This is a genomic window from Rhodococcus sp. D-46 (genome assembly GCF_011290655.1).
Lineage (GTDB): Bacteria > Actinomycetota > Actinomycetes > Mycobacteriales > Mycobacteriaceae > Rhodococcus_F > Rhodococcus_F qingshengii.
In genome coordinates, this window is the sequence record NZ_JAANTF010000003.1 from 365,802 (window position 1) to 390,514 (window position 24,713).

Genomic DNA, 24,713 nt, shown 5'->3' on the forward strand with positions numbered 1-24,713 from the left:
CGTGGGTCCTTATCGCTTCGATGCGGGAAGCCGCAGAGCTGTCATTCCGATGATGTCGCGTTGCACTTCGTTGGTACCGCCGCCGAACGTCAGGATCAGCGAAGAACGATGCATACGTTCGATGCGGCCGCGCAGAAGGGCGCCGGGGGAGTTCTGCCTGATCGTGGCGGAGGATCCGAGGATTTCCATCAGCAAGCGGTAAGCCTCGGTGGCGAATTCGGTACCGAACACCTTGTTGGCGGACGCAGCTTCGGGGCCGGGAGCGTGATCGGTTGCGGAGGCGATTTCCCAGTTCATCAACTTCAGGTACTCGGCTTTGGCATGCACGCGAGCCAGATTGATCTGCACCCATTCCTGGTCGATCATGCGTCGGCCGTCGGGCAGCTTGGTGTTCTGTGCCCACTCACGGACCTCACGCTGCGCGGTCAGAATCGGTCCGGCCGAGGTGAGGGCAACGCGCTCGTGGTTGAGCTGATTGGTGATCAGTGCCCAGCCGCCGTGTTCCTGACCCACGATCGACGACGCCGGGACCCGTACGTCCTGGTAGTAGGTGGCGCTGGTGTCGGGGCCGGCCATGGTGTGAACCGGTGTGTAGGAGAAGCCTTCTGCCGTGGTGGGGACGATCAGCATGCTGATTCCCTTGTGCTTCTTGGCTTCCGGATCGGTGCGGCACGCCAACCACACGTAGTCGGCGTACTGGATCAGGCTGGTCCACATCTTCTGCCCGTTGATGACGTAATCGTCACCGTCACGGACCGCCGACGTGCGCAGAGAGGCCAGGTCGGTGCCGGCCTCGGGCTCGGAGTAGCCGATCGCGAAGTGGAGCTCACCGCGAGAGATCTTGGGCAGGAAGAAGGCCTTCTGCTCGTCCGTACCGAAATGCATGATTGTCGGCGCTACCGAATTGATCGTCAGGAACGGCACCGGCGCACCGGCGATGGCAGCTTCGTCGGTGAAGATCAGCTGGTCCATCGCGGAGCGTTCCTGTCCGCCGTACTCTTTCGGCCAACCCAGCGTGAGCCAGCCGTCCTGGCCCATCTGCGCGACGACTTCGCGGTACACATTGCCTTCGCCGTACTCACCCGTCGTGGCGGCGAGCGCTTCACGCCGCTCGGGAGTCATCAGTTGTGCGAAGTAGGCACGCAACTCCTCCTGGAGCTGTTGCTGCTCAGGGGTGTAGGTGATGTGCATGGTTACCTCTCCATAGAGATACGAATCAAAGCGTCAACCATTCGATTGACACAGGTTCTATCGATGCGTTCATCGGCGACAAGGGGCGCCCTCGCCGTCTCCGGCGGATCGTTCGACGTCCGTTCTCGGTACTTTTTCGAATCATTGCACACGACTGAAACAGGTTCTAGTGTTATCGCCAGGAACGGTGTGCGGCACAGCCTTGCGGCACTCGTTTCGTATCCGTGTTCGTGTGAGCAGTTGTGAGTAGAGAAGAGGAATCGCCATGGAGGTCAGGGTTGATCTGGACCGTTGCGAGGCAAACGGTGTGTGCGTCGGGATCGCGCCCGATATTTTCGACCTCGACGACAACGAGGAGCTCGTGATCAGTTCTGTGCGCCCACCGGAGGATCGCTGGGAGGATGTCCGTTCCGCGATCGCTCAGTGCCCGCGCGCGGCACTGACCGAACATCCGTGACGATGGTTGCCCAAAACAAGAACACGTTCTAAAGTTGCGAACTCGTGGGTCACGGCAATCGAGCCGGGTAACTCGACACACGACCGCAGAGAACCGGGAGAGCGCTTCGATGAATGCTGTGAACAGCCCAGAAACCAGTCTCGAAGGCAAGGTCGCCATCGTGACCGGTGCCGGATCGGGGCTTGGAAAGTTCGAGGCCATCGGTCTGGCGAAGGCCGGTGCTTCGTTGGTCGTCAACGATCTGGCCCCGAACGAGGCCGTCGAAGCGACGCTCGAGGAAATCCGTGGTCTCGGTGCCAAGGTCGAATTCGTGGCAGGCAACGTCGGTGAGCGTTCTACTGCCGACGCACTGATGGAAGCAGCGCAGGGTCAGTTCGGCAGTGTCGACATCGTCGTCAACAATGCAGGGGTCGTACGCGACCGGATGCTGTTCAACATGTCCGACGAAGACTGGGATCTCGTACTCGAAGTGCACCTTCGCGGCCATTTCCTCTTGTGCCGCAACGCCGCTGCCTACTGGCGGGCGAAATCCAAGGAAGCCGGGGCGCCGGTGTACGGGCGCATCGTCAACACTTCTTCGGAGGCGGGTCTCCTCGGACCGGAAGGGCAGCCCAACTACGGCGCTGCAAAAGCCGGAATCACGGCGCTGACGTTGTCGGCCGCACGTGGGCTCTCGCGCTACGGCGTACGGGCCAACGCGATCTGCCCGCGGGCACGGACGTCGATGACCGAAGGCGTGTTCGGCGACGCGCCGGCCGACGGCATGGATCCGCTCTCGCCCGAGCACGTGGCTTCGCTCGTCTCGTACCTGGCATCACCAGCGGCTGACGCCGTCAACGGTCAGGTATTCGTGGTGTACGGACCGATGGTTGCGCTGATGGCGGCGCCCGTCGTCGAGCAGAGGTTCGACGCAGAGGGAGATTCCTGGTCGCCGGAAACGCTGTCCGCAGTGATGGGTGACTACTTCGCAGGCCGTGACCCGGCAAAGATGTTCTCGGCATCGGCGGCCTTGAGGGCGCTGGGCTGAACGGTGCTCGCGACACGTAGAACCGTTGTTCGCACTCAGACGGTCTGCGTGTCCACTTCCTGGTAGAAATAGCGTGTTCACGAGTCGGTGGGCGCGGCAGCTTGCCTGCGTTCTGTAACGAGACCAACGGTCTCGAAAAAACTGGACTGTGTTCCAATTTTGCATTCCTGCGAACGATGCGATATTCGATCGGCGTGCCCAGTCAAGGCTCTCGCATGGCTGATTTTCGAACCTGGCGCCGAAAGGCGCCGATCATTCAAAAGTATTAATTTCCAGGATATTTCGGCGAAAATCACATCGAAAAGGGATGCTTCCCATGTCTCCGATCTTCCGGTTTCGGATCGGCGCCGTGAGGCTACTCCTTAGAGTTGGACACTTGTTTTTGACAGGTGAACACGTTCTAGTTAATATGACCTGAGTCACAAGCTGTCGGGGGCTGGACTATGAGAACAGACAGTACTGCGGCAACCAAGGACGAGGAGGGCGAATGGTAGACCTCGTCGAGGTGCCATTACGAGCGGTCGGTGGCTTCTTTCAGATGTCCGCCCAAACCTTGAGGGCAGTCTTCTCCCGCCCTTTCCAGCGGCAAGAGTTCATCGATCAGGCCTGGTTCGTGGCCCGAGTCTCGATGGTGCCGACGGTGCTGGTCGCAATCCCGTTCACGGTGCTGGTCAGCTTCACCATCAACATTCTCTTGCGCGAGATCGGTGCAGCCGACCTCAGTGGTGCCGGAGCTGCCCTCGGCACCGTCACACAGGTCGGCCCCATCGTCACAGTGCTGATCGTCGCCGGCGCCGGCGCAACCGCCATCTGCGCGGATCTTTCGGCCCGAACCATCCGCGAAGAGATCGACGCCATGAAGGTGCTCGGGATCAATCCCATCCACCGGTTGGTCGTTCCCCGAGTGCTCGCGTCGACAGGTGTGGCGCTGCTTCTCAACGGACTGGTCTGCACCATCGGCATCCTCGGCGGTTTCGTCTTCTCCGTGTTCATCCAGGACGTGAACCCCGGCGCGTTCGTCAACGGCATCACACTGCTCACCGGATTCGGTGAGCTCATGCTCTCCATGGTCAAAGCAGGGCTGTTCGGCATGATCGCCGGCCTGGTTGCGGCCTACCTCGGACTCAACGTCAAAGGCGGCGCCAAGAGCGTCGGTGACGCGGTCAACCAGACCGTCGTGTTCGCGTTCATGGCGCTCTTCGTCGTCAACGTGCTCATCACGACCATCGGTATCAAGTTGACGGCCGGATGAGGCCCACGGCAGTCGGAGAGATCGAAGTGGACAGAACGACAAACGACAGACGGGAGGAGATCTGATGGCGTTGGCCGCAGCGGGACGCTTCCCGCGCACACGTCGACAGATCGGCTCGATCTCTCGCAGTATCGACAGCATCGGTGATCAAGCGCTGTTCTTCGCGAAGGCTCTCGGTCACGCTCCCAAGGCGCTGATGCGCTATCCACGTGAAACTCTGCGACTGATCGCCGAGATCAGCATGGGCACCGGTGCGCTCGCCGTCATCGGTGGCACCGTCGTGATCGTCGGATTCCTGACGCTGTTCACCGGTGGCACCATCGCCGTTCAGGGTTACAGCTCGCTGGGCAACATCGGCGTCGAAGCACTGACGGGCTTCTTCGCCGCCTTCATCAACGTTCGCATCGCAGCGCCGGTCATCGCCGGAATCGGCCTCGCCGCGACCATCGGCGCCGGCTCCACCGCGCAGCTCGGTGCGATGCGCGTCTCCGAAGAGATCGACGCGCTGGAGACGATGGCGATCCCGTCGATTCCGTATCTGGTCAGCACCCGCGTCATGGCCGGCATGATCGCGATCATCCCGCTGTACTCACTGGCGGTCATCGCGTCGTTCGTCGCCAGCCGCTTTGCGACGGTGTTCCTCTACAACCAGTCCGGCGGCGTGTACGACCACTACTTCACGACCTTCCTGATACCCACGGACATACTGTGGTCGTTCGCCCAGGCGATAGTCATGGCGCTGGCCGTCATGCTCATCCACACCTACTACGGCTTCAACGCAACCGGTGGCCCGGTCGGCGTCGGTGTCGCGGTGGGTAACGCAGTGCGCGCCTCGTTGATCGCGGTCGTCACGGTCACCCTGCTCATCTCACTCGCCATCTACGGCGGGTCCGGCAACTTCAACCTGTCGGGATAGGCGGGCAAGCGATGACCGTACCCAGATGGCACAAGAAGTTGGCCGCAGCCGGCCTGGTCCTCGGACTCGTGGCGATCGTCGCCGTTGCTCTCACCATGTTCTCGGGTGGGTTCACCAAGAGCACGCCCATCACCGTGACGTCCACGCGTGCCGGCCTGGTCATGGAACCGAATGCGAAGGTGAAGCTGCGCGGAGTGCAGGTCGGCCGCGTCGAATCGATCTCCCTCGTCGGGGACCAGGCAAACCTGAAGTTGGCGATGGATCCGGGCCAGATGTCGAAGATTCCGTCGAACGCCCGGGTGGAGATCAAGACCACCACGGTGTTCGGTGCGAAGTACGTCAACATCGTGATTCCCGACGATCCGTCGACCCAGTCGATCCAGGAGGGTGCTGTCATCGCTTCGGACAGCGTCACCGTCGAGTTCAACAGTGTCTTCGAACATCTTTCGGACGTACTCGCGAAGATCGAACCGGAAAAGCTCAACGCCACACTCGGCGCGATCTCCACCGCACTCAACGGGCGCGGCGAGTCGCTGGGTGAGGTTCTCGAGCTCGGTGACACCTATCTGAAGAAGATGAATCCGGTTCTGCCGCAGCTCCAGGAAGACTTGGTCGGCGCCGCCGATGTCACCAATCTGTACGCCGACGTGGCACCGGATCTGATGCGCATTCTCGACAATGCCACCGCGACAAGCGGATCGATCGTGGCGGAGCAGGCAAACCTCGACTTGCTGTTGCTCAACGTCACCGGCCTCGCGGACACCGGCAACGCGTTGTTGACCGACAACGAGCAGAACCTGACCACCGCCCTCGACACTCTGACCGCGACGACGACCCTGCTCGACAAGTACTCGTCAGGTCTGACGTGCTTCATCGTCGGGTTGAACGACGGCCGGATCAAGTTCGAGCCACTGGCAGGCACCGGTGACAAAGCGGCACTGATGCTGAGTGCGAGCTTCATGTACGGCGCCGAGGCGTACCAGAATCCGCAATCTCTCCCCAAGGTCGCGGCCTCCGGCGGACCCAATTGTTATGGTCTGCCCGAATTCGATCCGAAGGTCGACGGGCATGCACCGTTCGCAGTCACCAACACCGGCAATGTGCCCTTCGTTCCCAACACCGAACTGCGCGTTACCGTGCCGACCATTTTCCAGTATCTCTTCGGTGACTCCTACGAGCAGGAAGACGGGAAGTGATGAGACCGACCACGGTCAAGCTGCTGATTTTCACCGTCGTCATGGCGGTCATCTTCGCCGGACTGGCGATCGTCTTCAGTCAGGTGCGCTTCAGCAGCAGCAACGGATTTCACGCCACCTTCTCGGACGTCTCGGGACTCAAGTCCGGCGACAAGGTCCGCATCGCCGGTGTTCCGGTCGGGTCGGTCACCGGAGTGTCCATCGGTGACTCCAACCAGGCCGAGGTCGAGTTCGACGTCGACACCAAGTACTCGCTGATGAAGAGCACCAAAGCGACTGTGCGCTACGAGAACCTGGTGGGCGATCGCTACATGGAACTGCTCGAGGGCGCCGGTTCCACCGAGATGCTTCCGTCGGGAGGATCCATTCCGGTCGATCAGACGTCGCCCGCTCTCGATCTGGATCTGCTGCTCGGCGGATTCAAGCCGCTGCTTCGTTCGCTCGACCCGCAGCAGGTCAACGACCTCTCCGGGGCCCTGCTGCAGGTACTCCAGGGCCAGGGCGGAACGCTGGTTTCGTTGCTGGGAAACACCAGTTCGTTCACCAGAACGTTGGCGGACCGAGACCAGCTGATCGGGGACGTCATCACCAATCTCAACGACGTACTCGGCACCATCAACGACAAGGGCGATCAGTTCTCCACCACGATCGATCAGCTCCAGCAGTTGGTCAGTGGATTGGCGAAGGACAGTGGCCCGATCGGTAATTCGATCACCGAGATCGCCGGTGCCACGGGAGATCTCGCGTCGTTGCTGCAGGCGACACGTCCGGACATCCAGACGCTGATCGGGGAGACCAACCGAACGATGACGCAGCTGGACCTGGGCAAGGACGACATCAACACCGCTCTCGATCGTCTGCCGTCCGACTACCGGAAGCTGATCCGAGTGGGCACGTACGGAGCGTTCTTCCAGTTCTATCTGTGCGCCAACACTTTCAAGTTCTCCGGACCCGACGGGACGACGATCATCTTGCCCACGGCAGTTCAGGACACGGGAAGGTGCGCAAAAGTCTCATGACCCCAACCCGTGAACGTAATCCGGTACAGATCGGTGTCATCGGTCTCGTCCTGGCGGTGGCAACCGTCGGTGCCGCGCTTCAATACGATCAACTCCAGTTCATCAACGGTGGCATTCGCTACTCGGCGTACTTCCAAGATGCCGGCGGCCTGGTCACCGGCGACGACGTGACCATGGCCGGCGTGAAGGTCGGCAAGGTCAGCGACGTCGAACTCGACGACCAGAAGGTGTTGGTCACCTTCACCGTTCAGGACGGTGTCGCCCTGGGCGAGCAGACAGCGGCTGATATCAAGACCAACACGGTTCTCGGGCGAAAGTCGTTGGCGGTACGGCCGGAAGGATCCGGACTGTTGCGGACGGACACGCCGATTCCGGTCGAACGCACCAACTCCCCGTACTCGCTCAACGACGCTCTGGGTGACCTCGGGACGACGGTGTCCGAACTCGACACGGAACAGATCAACGATTCGCTCAACGCGATCTCGGACACGCTGGCCGATACTCCGCCCGAACTGCGCACCGCGTTGGACGGAATGACGCGGCTTTCGCAGAGCATCAACTCACGCGACGAGAGCCTGCTCCAATTGCTCTCGCGGGCCGAAGATGTCACCAAGATCCTCTCCGACAGAAGCGGTCAGATCGATTCGTTGCTGGTCGACGGCAACAAGCTGTTTGCCGAACTGAGCTTGCGGCGTGACGCGATCAGCGAACTGATCGTCAACACCGGCGCAGTCTCACGTCAACTGTCAGCGCTGGTGCAGGAGAACGAGGCTCAGATGGGGCCGACCCTCGAGAAGCTGAATTCGGTCGCCGAGGTTCTCCAGCAGAACAAGGACAACATCGCGGGAGCGCTCGACGGACTCGGACCGTACATCACCGCGCTCGGTGAGACCGTGGCCAGCGGCCCGTTCTTCGACGCCTTCATCATCAACATTCTGCCGAGCAACTGGTGGAAGACCCTGGTGGACACCAGCGTCGCGCCCGAGCAGGTTCCGGGCGACCTGGAAGACTTCTTCCCCGGTATTCCACCGACGATCAGGGGGCCGGGAGAATGACCGAGACCATGACTTCACAGGATCCACAGGGCTCCACCAACCCACGCAAGAAGTGGGTGCTGATCGGAGCGGGTGTGCTGGTCGCGCTGCTCGTCGCCGGTGCGGCCTACCTCTTCATCCCTGGCCTGGGCAAGACCAAGATCTCCGCGCACTTCGTCTCGACCACCGGTCTCTACGAGGGCGATGTCGTGCGAGTGCTCGGTGTCAACGTCGGCAAGGTGACCAAGATCGAACCGCGTGATCGGGACACCTACGTCGAGATGAAGATCGATTCGAGCGTCGACGTTCCGGCAGATGCCAAGGCGCTCATCGTTGCTCAAAGCCTCGTGTCCGCACGCTTCGTGCAATTGACCCCCGTGTACTCCGGCGGGGAACAGATGCCCAACGGCGGCGAGATCCCGATCGAGCGCACCGCCGTTCCGGTGGAGTGGGACGAGATCAAGACCGAACTGACCAAACTGTCGGACGCACTCGGACCGGAGGGTCTGGACGATCAGGGTTCCCTCGGTCGATTCATCGACACCGTGGGAACGAACCTCGACGGTAACGGTGAGTCGATTCGGTCGACGCTGCGCGAACTCTCGGCCACGATGCACACGCTGTCCGAAGGCCGGACCGATTTGTTCTCCACCATTCGGAACCTGCAGGCGTTTGTCACTGCGTTGTCCTCGAGCAACGAGCAGATCGTGCAGTTCAGCGGTCACCTCGCTTCGGTGACAAGCGTTCTCGCAAGCAGTTCCGACGAGTTGGGTACCGCCCTCAGTGATCTCGACCTGGCCGTCGGCGACGTCCAGCGGTTCGTCAAGGACAACAGCGAGGGACTGAGCGAATCGGTTGCGCGTCTCGCCGATGCCACTCAGGTACTGACTGACAAGCGCCCGGAGATCGAGCAGGTTCTGCACTCCGGACCGACGTCGCTTGCCAACTTCTATCAGATCTACAAGCCGGCTCAGGGCAGTATGACCGGCGCAATTGCACTGAGTAACTTCAAGAATCCGATCCAGTGGATCTGTGGTTCCATCGAAGGTATCGAGAGTGGTAACTCCCAGAACAGTGCCGACCTGTGTAAGCAGTACCTCGGGCCGGTGCTCAGCACGATGATCGGCAACTACCCCGGATTCCTGTTCAACCCGGTCGCGGGTGTGCAGGCTTTCCCGGATCAGATCGTCTACACCGAGCCGGGATTGGAAGCGGCAAGTCAGAATCAGCCGGAAACCGTCGCAGGACCGATGTCGGGTGCTCCCATGACGAGTGTTCCCAAGGATCTCGCCGAACTCTTCAACATGGGCGGAGGGAACTGATGCGGGTAGCTCGCAAGACCACGGTTGCGGTGTTGGCCACGGCAGTGGCTCTCGGCGCCAGCGGTTGTGAATGGAACGGTCTCAACTCGGTGCCGATGCCAGGCACTCAAGGCCGGGGCGAAGGCGCATACGAGGTTCAGATCGAGATGCCGAACGTGACTACGCTGTCGCAGAATTCGCCCGTCCGGGTGGATGACGTGGCAGTGGGAAGCGTTTCGAACATCGAGGTTCAAGGCTGGCACGCTCTGGTGACGGTGTCGCTGAATCCCGAGGTTCAGTTGCCGGCCAACGCGACGGCAAAAATCGGTCAGACCAGCTTGCTCGGCTCTCAGCACATCGAGTTGGCGCCGCCGGTAGGGGAGGAGCCCGAGGGCCGACTCGAAGCCGGTGACCTGATTCCGATCGAGCGGGCGGGCGCTTACCCGACGACGGAACAGACGCTGTCGTCGCTGTCGGTGGTACTGAACGGCGGCGGTCTCGCTCAGGTTCAGGACATCACGAAGGAACTCAACGCCGCTCTCGGTGGGCGTGAAGATTCGGTTCGCGACCTCCTGCCTCAGCTCGATCAGCTGGTCGGCAGTCTGGACAAGCAACGGGGCGACATCGTTTCGGCGATGGAGGGACTCGATCGACTGTCCTCGACGGTCCAGGCCCAGCACGACACCCTGAACAAAGCACTCGAAGGTATTCCGCCGGCACTCGAGGTTCTTGTCGCTCAGCGTCAGGACATCACCAACGCCTTGACCTCCCTCGGTGGTCTCAGCGAGGTGGCCAGTCGCGTCATCCAGGAGAGCGGTGACGATTTCGCGACCAACGTTCGCGCGCTGTCGCCGACTCTGAAAGCGTTGGCGGATTCGGGCAACGCTCTCACGCAGGTTCTCGGAGTCCTCTTGACGTTCCCGTTCCCACAGAACGGAATCGACAACGTCATTCGCGGTGACTACGCCAACCTGGCCATGACCATCGACATCTCGCTGCCCCGACTGGACGCGAACTTCCTCACCGGAACTCCGTTGGCCGGAACGCTCTCCGGACCGGAAGGCGTGTTGGGTAAGCAGGCCGGGCTGGCCGGACAGACAGGCAACCCGTTGAGCGATCCGCTCAAGCCTGCCGCACCGCCCGCACAGGCCCCTGCCGGACAGGCTCCCGCAGGACAGGCTCCGGCAGCGGATCCGAATACCATTCAGATTCCGGGACTTCCGCCGATCAACATTCCAGGACTTCCTCAGGGGGCACCGGCACCATGATGCTCACAAAGTTCGTCCGCATCCAGCTCATCATCTTCGCCGTCTTGACGGTCGTCGGTTTGATAGTGATGGCCACTCAGTACGTGCGTGTTCCCGCTATGGTCGGTATCGGCCGATACGACGTCACCGTCGAATTGCCCGCCACCGGTGGGCTGTACAAGAACTCGAACGTCACCTACCGCGGTCAGACCATCGGCGTCGTGAACGCGGTGGAGTTGTCGGAAACGGGCGTGAATGCGCGTCTGTCTCTCGAGAGCGGCGTCAAGGTGCCCTCGGACGTCGACGCTGCGGTCAAGAGTGTGTCGGCGATCGGCGAGCAGTTCGTCGATCTGATTCCGCACACCGACAGCTCCGGAGCGATCGTGGTCGACGGGCATCTGGAAAACGGATCGGTGATTCCCGAAGACCGAACCAGCATTCCGCAGGATGTCGGCGCGATGCTCGATCAGGCAGATCTGTTGCTGCAGAGCATTTCCGACACCAAGCTCAAGACCGTCATCGACGAATCCTTCAAGGCGTTCAACGGTGCCGGCCCGGATCTGCAGAAGCTGATCGACTCGGCTCGGCTGTTCGTCGAAGAGGCGAACAACAACTCCGACGCGACCAAGACCCTGATCGAGCAGGCCGGTCCACTCCTGGACACCCAGGTGGTCAGCAGCGACGCCATCCGTTCCTGGACAAGCAATCTGGTGACGTTCACCGATCAGCTCCGAGCCAGCGACCCTGATCTGCGTGCCGTCATCCAGAAGGGGCCGGCGGCAGCGGCGGAGGCGAATGCTCTTCTGCAAGACATGCAGCCGACATTGCCGATTCTTCTGGCGAACCTCGTGTCCGTCGGACAGGTCGGCGTGATCTACAACAACGCGATCGAGCAGATTCTGGTCATCTACCCGCCGCTGGCCGCGGCGCTGGTCACGGTGGCAGGCTCCGGCCCGGCTGCGGATGGTGCACTGGTGGACTTCCACATGGAGGTCAACGACCCGCCGCCGTGCACTACAGGATTCCTGCCCGCAGAGCAGTGGCGCAGTCCGAAGGACGAATCACCGATCGAGACGCCGTCGGATCTCTTCTGCCAGGTTGCCCAGGATTCGCCGATCGCCGTGCGCGGCGCGAGAAACCTTCCCTGCGAGGAGTATCCGGGACGTCGTGCGCCGACGGTCGAACAGTGCCGTTCCGGCTACGTACCGATGGGCACGAACCCGCAATCCGGGCCTCCGGAACCGATTACCGCGACCCCGAGCTCGTACACGTCGACGCCTTCGGTCTCGGCTCGTCGGTACGATCCGATTACAGGCACGTACATCGGGCCGGACGGAAGGACGTACTCGCAACCGAACCTCGGTGGCGGCGACGTCAGTCTCGAACAGTTCATGAAGGGTCAGCAGGGTTGATGACAGACGAAGATCCACAGGCCGGGCAGCGGGTGCGCCGTCGCGCGTCCCGCAGCGCCGGACCCACGGGTGCGGATGCAGACGCTGCCGCGGTAGTAGTGCCCACCGAAAAGAAGTCGGCCGAACAGAAGCCAGCCGAGCAGAAGGCGGCTGAGCAGAAGGTGGCTGAGCAGAAGGCGGCGGCGCCAGTTGCTTTGGGCAAGCCCGATACTCCACCTGAGAAGGTCGTCAGCGGTGATCAGGTCACGACCGAGGCTGAGCCGACCGGTACCGCCGAAACCCCCGCAGAAACTGCTGTGGACACCCCTGTTCGTTCGAAGCCCAAGGCCGGGTTGGTAGTCGGGATCGCCATTGCTTCGGTGATCGCTGTTGCTCTTGCGGCCCTGACGGTGTTTCTTCTCGTCGACCGGAACAAGGCGTCCAATGCCGACGAGGACCGAGCCCGCTACGTGGCCGGTGCCCGGACCACCGCACTGAATCTGACGACACTGCACGCGGATACAGCGGCTGCCGACCTCGACAAGTTCCTCGCCGGCACCACCGACGAGTTCAAGTCGCAGTTCGACGGACGCAAGGATTCGTTTGTCAACGTCCTCGGGCAGGCCGGAGTTCAGACCGACGGCGAGGTGCTCGAAGCCGGGTTCGAGAAATCCGACGGCGATTGCGGGACTTCATTGGTCGCGGTGCGTGCGATGCAGAAGAACGGCGACGAAGCGCCCGCTGAACGCAACTACCGACTCCGAATCACCATGTGCGACGTCGACGGGCAATTGCGTGCCTCGAATGTGGAGTTTGTGCCATGACCCCAGAAGTGAACCCCGAGACGTCCAAGCAAGTTTCGCCGAAGCCGAAGCGCGCCTCACCGCTCGCCATCATCCTGTGCGTCATCAGTGCAGTGGCCATCGCGTTGGCGGCAGTGTCGGCGTATCTCTACTTCGGTCCGGACGGAACGCGTGACACCGCAGCGATCGATCAGACCAGAGACGAAGTGGCACAGGCCTCTTCCGATCAGGCGGTAGCGATGTTCCAGTACGACTACAACAACGTCGACCAGCAGTTGCATGCAGCCACAGACGGTTTGACGGGCGATTTTCAAGGCACGTTCACCAACCTGATCGAGTCGGTGATCATTCCGGGAGCCAAGGAAAAGTCGCTGACCGTTCAGGTCGTCGTCCAGGGCGCCGCGGTTCTCGACGCCGAGGCAGACAGCGCGACGACGATGCTGTTCCTCAATCAGATCACGACGTCTTCGGAATCGCCCGAAGCCGTTGCCAGTGGCAGTCGCGTGAAGATGAGTCTGGAGAAGCAGGACGGGCGTTGGCTCGTGAACAACGTCCAACCCTTCTGATCAAACACACGAAGGCTGGAGTCGGGTACGAAAGAGGCTGGGGCCGCGGAGATTCACTCTCCGCGGCCTCAGCCTTTGTGCACTGTCCTCAGTGGTCTTGGGCTTCGGCCGGGGCGATCAGCGCCGGGCCTGCGGCACCGCCGTGTGCGAGCGCGTCGAGGAACGAGCGCGCCCAGCGGTCGACGTCGTGCGTCAGGACCTGACGACGTAGCGCACGCATGTGGCGCCGGCCGTCCTCGCGCGGTTGATTGAGGGCCTTCTCCATCGAATCCTTGACGTCGTCGAGGTCGTGAGGATTGCACAGGAATGCCTGGCGGAGTTCTGCTGCGGCACCGGTGAATTCGCTGAGCAGCAATGCACCACCCAGATCACTGCGGCAGGCGACGTATTCCTTCGCGACGAGGTTCATGCCGTCACGCAGCGGCGTGACGAGCATGAGATCGGCGGCGACGAAGAACGCGACCAGTTCGTCGCGTGGGATCGGCCGATGGATGTAATGGACGACGGGGCGGCCGACTTCGCTGAACTCGCCGTTGATCCGGGAGACCTTCTGCTCGATGTCTCCGCGCATCTGTACGTAGCTTTCGACGCGTTCGCGGCTCGGGGTCGCCAGCTGCACCATGACGGTGTCGGCGGGATCGATGCGCTTCTCCATGAGAAGTTCGTGGAGCGCAGCGAGCCTGACGTCGATGCCTTTGGTGTAGTCGAGGCGGTCGACGCCCAGCATGATGTGCTTGGGGTTTCCGAGTTCTTTGCGAATCTGCTTGGCGCGGTCTCGAATTGCCTTGGTGCGCGAGAGCTCGTCGAGCTTGCCGGAGTCGATGGAGATAGGGAAGGCGCCGACGCGGACGCTACGGAAACCTACTTGCACCACACCGAGTTTGGAGCGGACGCCGACGGTTCCACGTGAAGTCTGTTGCCCGGCAAGGCGTCTGGCCAGGTACAGGAAGTTCTGTGCGCCACCCGGAAGGTGGAAGCCGATGAGGTCGGCGCCGAGGAGGCCTTCGACGATCTCGGTGCGCCACGGCATCTGCATGAACAGCTCGACCGGGGGAAACGGAATGTGCAGGAAGAAGCCGATGGTCAGGTCGGGGCGCAGCATCCGCAGCATCTTCGGTACCAACTGCAGCTGGTAGTCCTGGATCCAGACTGTCGCGCCCTGTGCCGCTGCCTTGGAGGTGGCTTCGGCGAATCGCCGGTTCACCTCGACGTAGGCGTTCCACCATTCGCGGTGGTACTCGGGTTTGACGATGACGTCGTGATAGAGCGGCCAGAGGGTGGCGTTGGAGAATCCCTCGTAGTACTCGTTGATCTCCTCGGCGCTCAGCGGCACGGGGTAGAGCTCGAGCCCGTCTTCGACGATGGGGTCGAGCTCGGCGTCCGCCACCCCCGCCCAGCCCACCCACGCGCCTTGATTGCTGCGCAGGATCGGCTCGAGAGCGGTGACCAGTCCGCCGGGGCTTCGCTTCCAGCGGGTGGTGCCGTCGGGAAGCCGTTCCAAGTCGACGGGCAGGCGGTTCGCTACGACAACGAACTCAGCCTGCCCGGACACGGCTTCACCGGTCGAAGAAGCAGGTGCGCTGTCAGAAAGGGTTGAACTGGTCGAATCCGGACTGACAGGCACGTGGTTCCTTCTCGGTCGGTGAGGGAAAGATTCAGTCGAGCTTGGCGGCGGGGGAGATACCGAGCATCGAGAGCAGCATCCTGCACTCGTCGGCATCTTCCGCGTAGGCAGCGACGACGCGCTGTGCCTGACGAGCAGTTTCGTCCGCTACGGGCTCGAGGTCCTCGTCCGCGATCTCGGTTTCGACGGTCGTGTTCTCAGCCATCATGTTCCTCTCGTGCTTGCCTGCACGGCGCAAGCAATGGTTCTTACTCGCGACTCTATGAGAACTGGGCGTGTCGACGCTAGTTGCTCATGTATTAGGGTCGACTTACTTATCTCTGTACTCAACTTTATCGCTTCCATCGATGCTTGGAGTTCCATGAGTTCGACCCCCTCGAGTGTGACCGTCGACTCGGACGAGCCGGATAGTGGCAATCACAGCGGTGCTGCGATTTTGCGACGTGTCCTCGTCCGTAACCGTGGCCCGCTCGCCATCGGCACGGTTCTGGTCTGTCTGCACCAACTGACCGAGACGGCGGTGCCGATCTCCATCGGTGTGATCATCGACCGTGCGGTGGAGACTTCGGACACCACGGCCCTGATCGTCTCCATCGTCGGTCTCGCGGCTCTCTTTCTCGTTCTGACGGCCGCCTGGCGCTTCGGCGCACGCTTCATCGTCACCGCGATGCAGCAGGAGGCTCATCGCCTCCGGCTCGAGGTGGCGCACCGCGTCCTCGATCCGCGTGGGGTGCGCACCGATCTGCGTTCGGGTGAATTGCTGACAGTCTCGACATCCGATGCCGAGCAGACTTCGTGGATCGCGGACATCGTCCCGCGCGCCGCTGCGGCCCTGACAGCTGCGGTGGCGTCGGCGGTGGCGTTGGTGTGGATCGACCTCTGGCTGGGGCTGGCCGTTCTGATCGGAACGCCGGTCATTCTCGGTCTGCTGCAATTGGCGGCGCCTCTCATCACGTCGAGGGCCACCGGCCAGCAGGCGTCGATCGCTCGGGCGTCGGCGATGGCTACGGATCTGGTCAGCGGATTGCGTCCGCTGCGCGGTATCGGCGGCGAGAAGACCGCGTCGGCGCGCTACCGCACGGTCAGCCGTCAAGCGCTCGCATCGACGATCGGCACGGCCAAGGCGACCGGTATCTACACCGGCGTTGCCGCGACCATCAGTGCGTTGCTCGCGGTCGGTGTTGCGGGCTTCGCGGGATACTTCGCGTTGCAGGGCCGGATCACGGTCGGTGAACTGATCACCGTGGTGGGGCTTGCGCAGTTCATCATCGAACCGCTCGGCTTGCTTGCGTCCATTCCCGGATACTTCGCGGTGGCGCGAGCGTCGTCGGATCGACTGGCACTGGTCTTGGACGCGGAGCCACTGCGTGGCGCGGGTTCGCAGACCGAACTCGAAGGCACCGACCTGACTCTCGACAGAGTCGAGTACAAATCGCTCAAGGGCATCGACCTGCATCTGCCTGCCGGAGAACTGCTGGGCGTCGTGGCTTACCAGCCGCAGGACGCCGACGCTCTTGTCGCGGTCCTGTCCGGTCAGCTGGCGCAGGACGCGTATCGCGGAGTGGTGAGGGTTGGCGGAATCAGCCTGTCCGACATGGACTTGCGATTGGCACGTCGGACGGTGTTGGTGGAGCCGCACATCACCGATCTGTTCTCCGGGTCGCTTGCGTCGAACGTCACCGCGGGCGCCGGTGATGCCGCTGCTCTCGACATCCAGAGTGCTCTGGTGGCGTCGGCAGCGGCGGATGTCGTCGACGCACATCCGGACGGTCTCGACCTCGAAGTGACCGATCGGGGCGCCAGTTTGTCGGGAGGCCAGCGGCAACGCGTCGCCCTCGCGCGCGCCTTGGTGGCACAGGCACCCGTGATGGTCCTGCACGATCCGACGACGGCGGTGGACGCGGTTACCGAGACATCGATCGCCGAAGGAATCGCACAACTGCGGCACGAGGGTGCCGGTGGCATCCACACGACGGTATTGATCACCAGCAGCCCCGCCTTGCTGGCCGTGACGGATCGGGTGATCGTGTTGAACGACGGAGTGATCGCCTCGACGGGCACACATTCCGAACTCTCTCGCGGCGACGCGAACTACCGAGGAGCGGTGCTGCGGTGACGGCCACGGACACGACAACCGAAATGCCGGCCGGGGAGAACGCAGAGAAGGTGACAGAGCGCGAGTTGTTGCCGATCGCGAGTGGTCGCCAGACCTGGAAGTGGTTGCGGGCGGCGCTGACCGAACACCGGATGCAGAGCCTGCTGGTCCTGATCGTCGCGGCTTCGGCGTCGGCGATGGCCTTGGTGCCGATTTACGTCTTCGGCGTCCTGGTCGACCGGGTCCGGGACAACGCGCCCACGTCGACGATCGTCGGGGTGGTCGTGATCATCGCCGCTGCCGCAATCGTGGGCGGTGTGTTCACCGGTGTGGCTGCCTATCTGATCAAGCGGCTCGGTGAGACGATCCTGGCGGATCTGCGAGAGCGGACCGTGGACCGGGCACTGCGCCTGCCGATCCAGACCGTCGAGAAGGTCGGCAAGGGCGATCTGCTCTCACGAGTTGGTGACGACGTGTCGGTGATCGCCAAGGCCGTGTCCGACGTGGTTCCCGGCATGATCGCGGCGGTTCTGCTCGTGGCTCTGAGCATGGTGACCATGCTCGGACTCGACTGGCGACTCGGTCTGGCCGGAATGGTCGCGCTGCCGATGTACGCGCTGGCGCTTAAGTGGTACCTGCCACGCTCGGCTCCTGTTTACGCAGCCGAGCGGGTAGCGATGGGCGCTCGTTCACAAGCGCTGATCAGCAGTCTCCAGGGTGCGAAGACGGTCCGCGCGTACAGCCTCGAGAAGGAACACCTCGGGCAGATCGATGCGGCGTCGGCAAAAGCGCGCGATCTGGCAGTCGGAGTGTTCGGCCTGTTCACGAGGTTCGCCGGTCGAGGTAACCGCGCCGAATTCGTGGGCCTGTCCATGATTCTCGTCGTCGGATTCCTGCTGGTCCGTGAGGACGTCGTGACAGTCGGCCAGACGACGACTGCTGCCCTGCTGTTCCACCGCCTGTTCAACCCGATCGGCTCACTGCTCTACACCTTCGACGAAGTGCAGTCGGCCGGCGCCAGCCTCGCGCGACTGGTCGGCGTCGTCGAGATCGAGGAAACGGAGCCTTCGACGGATGCAGGTTCCGTTCCGGCCGACGGTTCGCTGCGTCTGGATGACATTCGGCACAGCTACGACGGTGGTCATGAGGTTCTCCACGGAGTGAGCCTCACACTGCGAGCGGGGGAACGCGTGGCGCTCGTCGGTTCGACCGGAGCCGGAAAGACGACGCTCGCGGCGATCGCTGCCGGTTCGATCACTCCGACGTCGGGCCGGGTGTCGATCGGCGGTGTCCCGCTTGCCGACCTCGACGACCTACGACGCCACATCGCGATCGTGAGTCAGGAGGTCCATGTCTTTGCCGGACCTCTGATCGAGGATCTGAGATTGGCGGCTCCCGAATCCTCGGACGAGGACGTTGCCGCGGCACTGCGGACGGTCGGCGCGTACGAGTGGGTGGAGGCTCTCGACGAGGGAATGCTGACCGTCGTCGGCGAAGGCGGGCACGAGATGACAGCGGCGCAGGCGCAGCAGTTGGCTTTGGCGAGACTGGTGTTGGCCGATCCCGCCGTCGCCGTACTGGACGAGGCAACAGCGGAGGCGGGCAGCGCCGGAGCGCGGGAACTGGAAGCGACTGCCGACGCCGCTACGGAGGGCCGCACCACTCTGGTTGTCGCACACCGGCTTACGCAGGCTGCGGGCGCCGACCGAGTGATCGTGCTCGAACACGGACAGATCGTAGAAGAAGGCCCGCACCGCGAACTGGTGTCCGCGGGCGGGCGTTACGCACAACTGTGGGCGGCCTGGGAAGGTCGCGACTGAGGGGTTTGTACTGGATTTTGTACTGAGGGGGTCTGATCCGGCGATCAGGTGAGGTACCCGCCGCCGTGGGGGAAGAACTCGGCGGCGGTGTACTCGCTGCCGTCGTCGAGTCGGACGCGCTCGATCCGCAGTCCCTTGTTCTTGCCCGACCACGCGTCGGGGCCCGCGACGATCACCATGCCGTCGTCTTCCTGGATGAACACTCGGCCGGGGGTTCCGCCGTAGTGCCCGCGTGAGACGGACGCCTTCAGGATGCGGATGCGCTGGCCCTTGAACTCGGCGAAAGCGTTGGGGTACGGATCGGACTGTGCCCGGACGAAACGCTCGATGACCTCGGCGGGCCAGGACCAGTCGACGTGGCTGTCCTGCGGTGCGCGCTTGTGGAAGAACGTGGCCTGCGATCGGTCCTGCGGCGTCCAGTCGGTACGGCCGGACGCGATCAGATCCAGGGCGTCGAGTGTGATGGGGCCGATCATGTCGATCGTGCGGTGGAACAGATCGGTGACGGTGTCGGTCGGGCCGACCGTCGTCGATCGCTGCAGCACGATGTCGCCCGCATCGAGTTCCTCGTCCATCAGGTGCGCCGTGAGCCCGACTTCTTCTTCGCCGTTGATCAGAGCCCAGATGAGCGGGGAGAAGCCCGTGTACTTGGGCAGCAGCGAATCGTGGATGTTGAGGGTGCCGTACTTCGGTGCGTCGAAGACCTCCGCCGGCAGCCAGGTACGCCAGTTGTTGGCGACGATGATGTCGGGAGCTGCTTCGGCCAGCGCGGCTTTGAATGCGTCGTCAGGCTTGTTCGCCACGTGAACGGGTACACCGTTCTCGGCCGCCAGATCTGCAACCGAGTCCGCCCACATCTGTTCGTAGACGTGTTCGCTCTTCGGGTGTGTGATTGCCAGCACGACCTCGTGATCGGAGTCGATCAAGGCCTGCAGGGTACGGTGGCCCCAGGTTTGGTATCCGAGCGTAGCGACTCTCAACGGGGGTCCTCCTGGACGAGCATGGGCTGGGGTTGCGGTCACACGACCGCCCATCAGCTTAGGCTATCCAACCAAAATTGTTGATCACACGTACGAGGAGGAAGGCTGACATGACGGTCGCCACAATCAACGGAATCCCCATCAATTACCAGGTCAAGGGTGATGGAGATCTGGTGGTGCTCATCATGGGGACCGGCAGCCCCGGCCGCGTCTGGGATCTGCACCAGACCCCGGCGCTGGTGGCCGCCGGCTACCGAGTCTGCACCTTCGACAACCGCGGAATCGCACCGTCCGGCGAGAGCCTCGGCGGCATCACGATGCCCGACATGGTCGCAGACACCGCCGGACTGATCGAGCACCTCGGTGGCGGTCCGGCCCATGTCATCGGCACCTCGATGGGCGCCCGGGTGGCGCAGGAACTGACGCTCGCCAGGCCCGATCTGGTTCGCAAAGCAGTGTTCCTCGCCGGCCACGCCCGGATGGATCATTTCCAGCAGGTCCTGACCGAGGGCGAGCGCCAGTTGTTCGACAGTGGCGTCGCTCTGCCGGCCAAGTACCGTGCCGCAGTGACCGCGGTGATGAACCTTTCGCCGGCCACGCTGGCAGACGATCACTCGGCGCGCGACTGGATGGATATCTTCGAGTTCACCGGCGGCGCAACGTCACCGGGTGTTCGCGCACAGCTCGGTATGGACCGCGCCTTCGATCGACGGGGTGCGTACAAGTCGATCATGCGCCCGTGCCTGTCCGTCGCTTTCGCCGACGACCGCATGATCCCGCCCTACCTCTCCCGCGAGGTGGCGGACTGCATCGCGACGGCGTCGTACGAAGAGATTCCCGACGCCGGGCACTACGGCTACCTCGAGCGTCCGGAGGCCGTGAACAAGGTGCTGATCGACTTCCTGGCGAAGTAGTTTTCCGCACGCGAGAAAGGGCCTGACCTGCTAACTGCAGGTCAGGCCCTTCTCATGTTTCAGGCCAGTGCCAGGAACAGCTTCTCGAGTTCGGCCTCGGTCATCGGTTCCTGACCTTCCGCGCTGTCACCGCTCAGGCATTCACGCAGCCCGGAAGCGACGATCTTGAACCCTGCTCGGTCCAGCGCCTTGGACACGGCGGCGAGTTGCGTGACGACGTCCTTGCAGTCGCGGCCGTTCTCGATCATCGAGATGACCCCGGCAAGTTGGCCGTGGGCACGACGCAGTCTGTTCAATACGAGCGCAATGCTCTCTTCGTCGCCGGTCATGGTGGCCCCTTCTCGAGTGTTCGTGCTGCGGTCAAGGGTACCCCTGGGGGCATGTCACTGCTTGATTCAGTGTTTGATCCGACTGCGGTGTCAGATCAGCGAGTCGACGGCCGCGCGCAACTTGACGGCTGCGTCGGCTGCCACGGACTCGAGGCCGGGTTCGCCGGAAACCTGAACCATGAGAGCAGGGTTCATCGCTTCGACGAAGAACGAATTCTCGGTAGTCGTATCTTCGCGGACGACGACGTTGCACGGCAGCAGGAGGCCGATCTGACGATCCACCGAAACTGCCCGATGGGCCAACGGCGGGTTACAGGCACCCAGGATCAGGTACTTTTCCATGTCCTCGTCCAGCTTCGCCTTGAGGGTTGCCTGCATGTCGATCTCGGTCAGGATGCCGAAGCCCTGCTCGGCGAGAGCGCCACGCGTGCGGGTGACGACGTCGTCGAAGGTTCCGGTGACCTTGGTTGCGATCGCTATCGGTTCTGTGGGTGTTGTCATTGCGCACTCCTCGTCGTGGGCTGTCACTGTCGCCGGCTTTGATTTCTCTTGTCCCCATCATACCCCTGGGGGTATCAGTAGGACAGTGATGTCGGGTACACGATCAGCCATGCGAGAAGCTGATGTTCGGCAGGACGCGACGCAGCCATGCCGGCGCCCACCAGGCTGCCCGGCCGGTGAGGCGTAGGAGAACGGGCAGCAGCACCAAGCGGACGAGCACTGCGTCCAGGAGGACAGCTACGCCGAGAATGATGCCCATTTCCTTGGGTGGCAAGGGATCTGCGAGCGCAAAAGTGAAGAAGACCGCAACCATCACCGCTGCTGCCGCCGCAATGACCCGACCTGAATGCGCGAGGCCGTCCATGTGTGCGATCGCGGGGTCGCCTGTGCGTTCGTAGTGCTCCTTGGCACTCGAAAGCAGGAACACGGTGTAGTCCATCGCGATCGCAAAGATCATGGCGAAGAAGAAGACCGGACCCCACCCGTTGAGGAAACCCTGGGGGGTGAAGCCGAGTAGGCCTGCTCCGTGACCGTCCTGGAAGATCAGCTTCGCGATTCCGAATGCGGCCCCAGTGGACAGCAGGCTGACCAGCGTGCCGATCAAGGCGATCAAAGGCGCCTGGAGGGCGATCAGCAGCAACAGGAATCCGAGCGTCAGAATCACGACCACGACGATGGGAAGGTAGTCGTCGAGTGCCTGCTGAAGGTCGAGATTTTCGGCCGGAGCGCCGCCGACGAGCGCCGATTCCGGCAGTTGCGACCGAAGGTCGGCAAGGATGGTTTCCATCGCAGGATCTGACGGGTCGACGGTGGGAACTGCTTGCAGCATAACAAGATCGGACCCGTCGGCAGCTTGTTGCGCTGGGGTGACCATGGCCACGCCGTCAACGCTCATGGCAATACGTGAGGTGTCGGCTGCATCGTCGGCGGACGTGACGATCTGCAACATCCCCGGGGCGCCGTCCCCGAATTGCTGCTGCACCAGTTCATAGCCCTGGCGAACCGGGGCGTCCTCGGGAACCACGGCGATGGAGGGCATTGCCACCTTCAGTCCGAAGACCGGAACAACGAGTGCGATCAGGATGAGTAAGGCGCCGAAGCCGAATGGCCACGGGTGCTTGTGCAGCAATGATGCCCAACCTGCGAACATTGGGGAGCGGTGCTGCTGGCGCTTTGCATACGGTAGAGAACCGCCGTTGACCTTCGCGCCGATCCTGCCGAGCACGGCAGGCAACAGGGTGAGTGTTGCGGCGAGAACGAAGATCACAGCGAGCATGATTCCGACAGCCATCGTGCGTACGGCCGGGGCTGGAACGATGAGAACCGCAGACAAACTGACCAGAACTGTGAGGCCGGAAAGGACCACAGCCTTGCCGGCGGTGTCCATGGTTTGAGCCACGGCGGCCCTTGGATCCGGATCGGCTCGCAATGCATCCCGGAACCTGGCGACGAGGAAGAGTGCGTAGTCGATGCCCAGCGCGAGAGCGAACATCATCGCGAAGTTCATGGCCCACACGGAAATCGGCGTGATCTCGTTGAGGATTACAAGCCCACCCGCCGAAGCGACCAGGCCCGCAAGCGTCAGCAGTAGTGGTAGACCCGCGGCAACCAGGGAGCCGAAGGCCAACACCATGATCGCGAGAGTGACGGGCCACGAAATCATTTCGGCTTTGATCATGGCTTCGTGATTGGCCTTGTTGAAATCGCTCCACAACGCCGACGCACCCGTCGGGTACACCTCGATCGTGTCGGTGGACAAGCCCGTGAGCTTCTTGCCGAGTTCGTCTACCGCGCTGACCATCTCGTCGGTACTCGCGTTGGCGCCCGCGACCATGATGCCGGTATGTCCGTCCGGGCTGATGGTCATACCGGGCTGCGGGGCGATCACTTCGCCGAAGCGAGGGTCCGCGGAAAAGATTTCCGTTGCCGCGGCCAGGGTTTGCTGCATCGACGGATCCGTGATGGGTAGAGAATCCGAGTGAACGACCACCTGTACTGCGGCGGAGGAATTTCCACCGAAATGCTGCTCGGCCAACTCGCGAACTTGCACGGATTCGGATCCGTTTGCCTGCCAACCCGCGCCGGCCAGAGAGGTGAACACGCTGGGTGCTGCGGCGCCGAGTGCGATCAACGCGATCAACCAGACGCCGACGACGAGGCGGGTGTGAGTCGCCATCGATCGACCGAGACGCGCAAGTATGCCGTCGGCTCGGGTGGGTGGGTCCGCGGTGACTGTTCTGGTCGCTGACATCTTCACTCCTGATACGGGTGGGGGTATTCCTGTCCGTCACCTGTATACCCCCAGGGGTATCGATCTGTCACATTCGAGGGTTCTCTATGCTGCTGGGGGCACCGTCCGATCTGAAACGGTGAAACGGATATGGGAGAGCAATCATGGACGCACGCGACTGGGACGAGCGATACCGAGCGGTGACGGAGCCATGGGGAGTCGACCCGGCGGGAACCGTCGCAACAAGAATTTCCGATCTGAGACCGGGCACCGCGATCGATCTGGCCTGCGGCGACGGCCGTCACGCGCGGTGGATGGCTGGGCAAGGTTGGTCGGTGACTGCGGTCGACTACTCGTCGGTGGCGATCGATCTGGCACGGGCGAGTGACGGGGACAAGGCTGTCGACTGGCAGGTCGGCGACGCGACCGAGTGGCAGCCGGAAGGGCTGGTCGACCTGGTGTTGGTCAGCTTTCTTCACCTCGAGGTCGACCATCTGGCCGCAACCTTGAATCGCGTCGGGGAGTGGCTGACGCCCGGCGGACGGGTCCTCTATTTGGGGCATTCCATCGAGAACTTCCATCGTGGTGTGGGCGGTCCACCCGAACCGACCATTCTGCCCGGTATTTCCGATCTCGCTCGCGCTGCGGAGGGATCGAGGGTCTATGCCCTCGAACATGTCGTTCGGCCGCAGGACGGTAAGACAGCAATTGACGTTTTGCTCGAATTCGGTCCGTGGGAACAGGTCTGACCAGGGCGGGAGCGCACCTTCACGTTCCTGGGTAGCCTACCCTAAACTTGCGAGGGTGTTCGTCGTTCGAT

General features: G+C 62.6%; 23 protein-coding genes. 16 read left to right on the plus strand and 7 right to left on the minus strand.

What is annotated here, in order from left to right; genetic code table 11:
• Positions 1 to 9: 9 nt before the first annotated feature.
• Positions 10 to 1,191: an acyl-CoA dehydrogenase family protein gene (locus tag G9U53_RS09755; protein ID WP_003945878.1), complete on the minus strand. Its 1,182-nt coding sequence runs from the start codon at positions 1,189 to 1,191 to the stop codon at positions 10 to 12.
• 265 nt (positions 1,192 to 1,456) lie between these two features.
• Between G9U53_RS09755 and G9U53_RS09760 the strand changes: the two genes are divergently transcribed.
• The 12 genes from G9U53_RS09760 to G9U53_RS09815 all read left to right on the plus strand — a co-directional run bounded on the left by G9U53_RS09760 (position 1,457) and on the right by G9U53_RS09815 (position 13,400).
• Complete coding sequence (locus G9U53_RS09760) at positions 1,457 to 1,648, plus strand: ferredoxin (RefSeq protein WP_007734330.1); 192 nt, start codon at positions 1,457 to 1,459, stop codon at positions 1,646 to 1,648.
• Positions 1,649 to 1,757: 109 nt separating this feature from the next.
• Entirely contained in the window at positions 1,758 to 2,675 is a 918-nt protein-coding gene (locus G9U53_RS09765) for a 3-oxoacyl-ACP reductase (protein ID WP_003945439.1), read from the plus strand.
• A gap of 487 nt (positions 2,676 to 3,162) precedes the next feature.
• The gene (locus G9U53_RS09770; RefSeq protein WP_003945687.1) at positions 3,163 to 3,927 is read left to right on the plus strand and encodes an ABC transporter permease; all 765 of its coding nucleotides are present in this window, start codon (positions 3,163 to 3,165) and stop codon (positions 3,925 to 3,927) included.
• Between the two features lie 64 nt (positions 3,928 to 3,991).
• On the plus strand, positions 3,992 to 4,843 hold the full coding sequence (locus G9U53_RS09775; RefSeq protein ID WP_003945759.1) for an ABC transporter permease: 852 nt from the start codon (positions 3,992 to 3,994) through the stop codon (positions 4,841 to 4,843).
• Between the two features lie 11 nt (positions 4,844 to 4,854).
• On the plus strand, positions 4,855 to 6,039 hold the full coding sequence (locus G9U53_RS09780; protein ID WP_054825144.1) for an MCE family protein: 1,185 nt from the start codon (positions 4,855 to 4,857) through the stop codon (positions 6,037 to 6,039).
• Positions 6,039 to 7,058, plus strand: a complete 1,020-nt coding sequence (locus tag G9U53_RS09785; RefSeq protein WP_064073831.1) for an MCE family protein — start codon at positions 6,039 to 6,041, stop codon at positions 7,056 to 7,058. The genes G9U53_RS09780 and G9U53_RS09785 overlap by 1 nt, the downstream gene beginning before the upstream one ends.
• Entirely contained in the window at positions 7,055 to 8,113 is a 1,059-nt protein-coding gene (locus G9U53_RS09790) for an MCE family protein (RefSeq protein ID WP_003945728.1), read from the plus strand. Before G9U53_RS09785 ends, G9U53_RS09790 begins: the two co-directional genes overlap by 4 nt.
• Before the next feature lie 8 nt (positions 8,114 to 8,121).
• Positions 8,122 to 9,414 carry an MCE family protein gene (locus G9U53_RS09795; protein ID WP_003945764.1) on the plus strand — a complete coding sequence of 431 codons (1,293 nt, stop codon included), beginning with the start codon at positions 8,122 to 8,124 and terminating at the stop codon, positions 9,412 to 9,414.
• A complete protein-coding gene (locus G9U53_RS09800) occupies positions 9,414 to 10,661 on the plus strand; it encodes an MCE family protein (protein WP_042920418.1) in 1,248 nt (415 codons plus the stop codon). Before G9U53_RS09795 ends, G9U53_RS09800 begins: the two co-directional genes overlap by 1 nt.
• Positions 10,658 to 12,052 carry an MlaD family protein gene (locus G9U53_RS09805; protein ID WP_020906318.1) on the plus strand — a complete coding sequence of 465 codons (1,395 nt, stop codon included), beginning with the start codon at positions 10,658 to 10,660 and terminating at the stop codon, positions 12,050 to 12,052. Before G9U53_RS09800 ends, G9U53_RS09805 begins: the two co-directional genes overlap by 4 nt.
• Positions 12,052 to 12,855, plus strand: a complete 804-nt coding sequence (locus G9U53_RS33290; RefSeq protein WP_207624131.1) for a hypothetical protein — start codon at positions 12,052 to 12,054, stop codon at positions 12,853 to 12,855. Before G9U53_RS09805 ends, G9U53_RS33290 begins: the two co-directional genes overlap by 1 nt.
• The gene (locus G9U53_RS09815) at positions 12,852 to 13,400 is read left to right on the plus strand and encodes a hypothetical protein (RefSeq protein WP_007734345.1); all 549 of its coding nucleotides are present in this window, start codon (positions 12,852 to 12,854) and stop codon (positions 13,398 to 13,400) included. The genes G9U53_RS33290 and G9U53_RS09815 overlap by 4 nt, the downstream gene beginning before the upstream one ends.
• Before the next feature lie 88 nt (positions 13,401 to 13,488).
• Here G9U53_RS09815 and G9U53_RS09820 read toward each other — a convergent pair whose 3' ends face one another.
• A complete protein-coding gene (locus G9U53_RS09820; protein ID WP_085989962.1) occupies positions 13,489 to 14,952 on the minus strand; it encodes a trehalose-6-phosphate synthase in 1,464 nt (487 codons plus the stop codon).
• 103 nt (positions 14,953 to 15,055) lie between these two features.
• On the minus strand, positions 15,056 to 15,229 hold the full coding sequence (locus tag G9U53_RS09825; RefSeq protein ID WP_164490548.1) for a hypothetical protein: 174 nt from the start codon (positions 15,227 to 15,229) through the stop codon (positions 15,056 to 15,058).
• A 156-nt stretch (positions 15,230 to 15,385) separates the two neighbouring features.
• Here G9U53_RS09825 and G9U53_RS09830 point away from each other — a divergent pair, with 156 nt between their 5' ends.
• Both G9U53_RS09830 and G9U53_RS09835 read left to right on the plus strand, forming a co-directional pair.
• Entirely contained in the window at positions 15,386 to 17,140 is a 1,755-nt protein-coding gene (locus G9U53_RS09830) for an ABC transporter ATP-binding protein (protein ID WP_207624132.1), read from the plus strand.
• 23 nt (positions 17,141 to 17,163) lie between these two features.
• The gene (locus G9U53_RS09835; RefSeq protein ID WP_042920544.1) at positions 17,164 to 18,939 is read left to right on the plus strand and encodes an ABC transporter ATP-binding protein; all 1,776 of its coding nucleotides are present in this window, start codon (positions 17,164 to 17,166) and stop codon (positions 18,937 to 18,939) included.
• A 44-nt stretch (positions 18,940 to 18,983) separates the two neighbouring features.
• Here the strand turns inward: G9U53_RS09835 and G9U53_RS09840 are convergent, their stop codons facing one another.
• Positions 18,984 to 19,919, minus strand: a complete 936-nt coding sequence (locus G9U53_RS09840; RefSeq protein WP_007734348.1) for a methionyl-tRNA formyltransferase — start codon at positions 19,917 to 19,919, stop codon at positions 18,984 to 18,986.
• 110 nt (positions 19,920 to 20,029) lie between these two features.
• Here G9U53_RS09840 and G9U53_RS09845 point away from each other — a divergent pair, with 110 nt between their 5' ends.
• Entirely contained in the window at positions 20,030 to 20,833 is an 804-nt protein-coding gene (locus G9U53_RS09845) for an alpha/beta hydrolase (protein ID WP_003945829.1), read from the plus strand.
• Positions 20,834 to 20,892: 59 nt separating this feature from the next.
• Here G9U53_RS09845 and G9U53_RS09850 read toward each other — a convergent pair whose 3' ends face one another.
• The 3 genes from G9U53_RS09850 to G9U53_RS09860 form a co-directional block, all read right to left on the minus strand.
• Entirely contained in the window at positions 20,893 to 21,162 is a 270-nt protein-coding gene (locus G9U53_RS09850; RefSeq protein ID WP_007734349.1) for a metal-sensitive transcriptional regulator, read from the minus strand.
• A 90-nt stretch (positions 21,163 to 21,252) separates the two neighbouring features.
• Positions 21,253 to 21,663: a DUF302 domain-containing protein gene (locus tag G9U53_RS09855; RefSeq protein WP_003945447.1), complete on the minus strand. Its 411-nt coding sequence runs from the start codon at positions 21,661 to 21,663 to the stop codon at positions 21,253 to 21,255.
• Between the two features lie 103 nt (positions 21,664 to 21,766).
• A complete protein-coding gene (locus G9U53_RS09860) occupies positions 21,767 to 23,914 on the minus strand; it encodes an MMPL family transporter (RefSeq protein WP_165638624.1) in 2,148 nt (715 codons plus the stop codon).
• A gap of 143 nt (positions 23,915 to 24,057) precedes the next feature.
• On the opposite strand from G9U53_RS09860, the gene G9U53_RS09865 reads away from it, so the two are divergent.
• Positions 24,058 to 24,642: a class I SAM-dependent methyltransferase gene (locus G9U53_RS09865; RefSeq protein ID WP_054188087.1), complete on the plus strand. Its 585-nt coding sequence runs from the start codon at positions 24,058 to 24,060 to the stop codon at positions 24,640 to 24,642.
• Positions 24,643 to 24,713 lie beyond the last annotated feature (71 nt).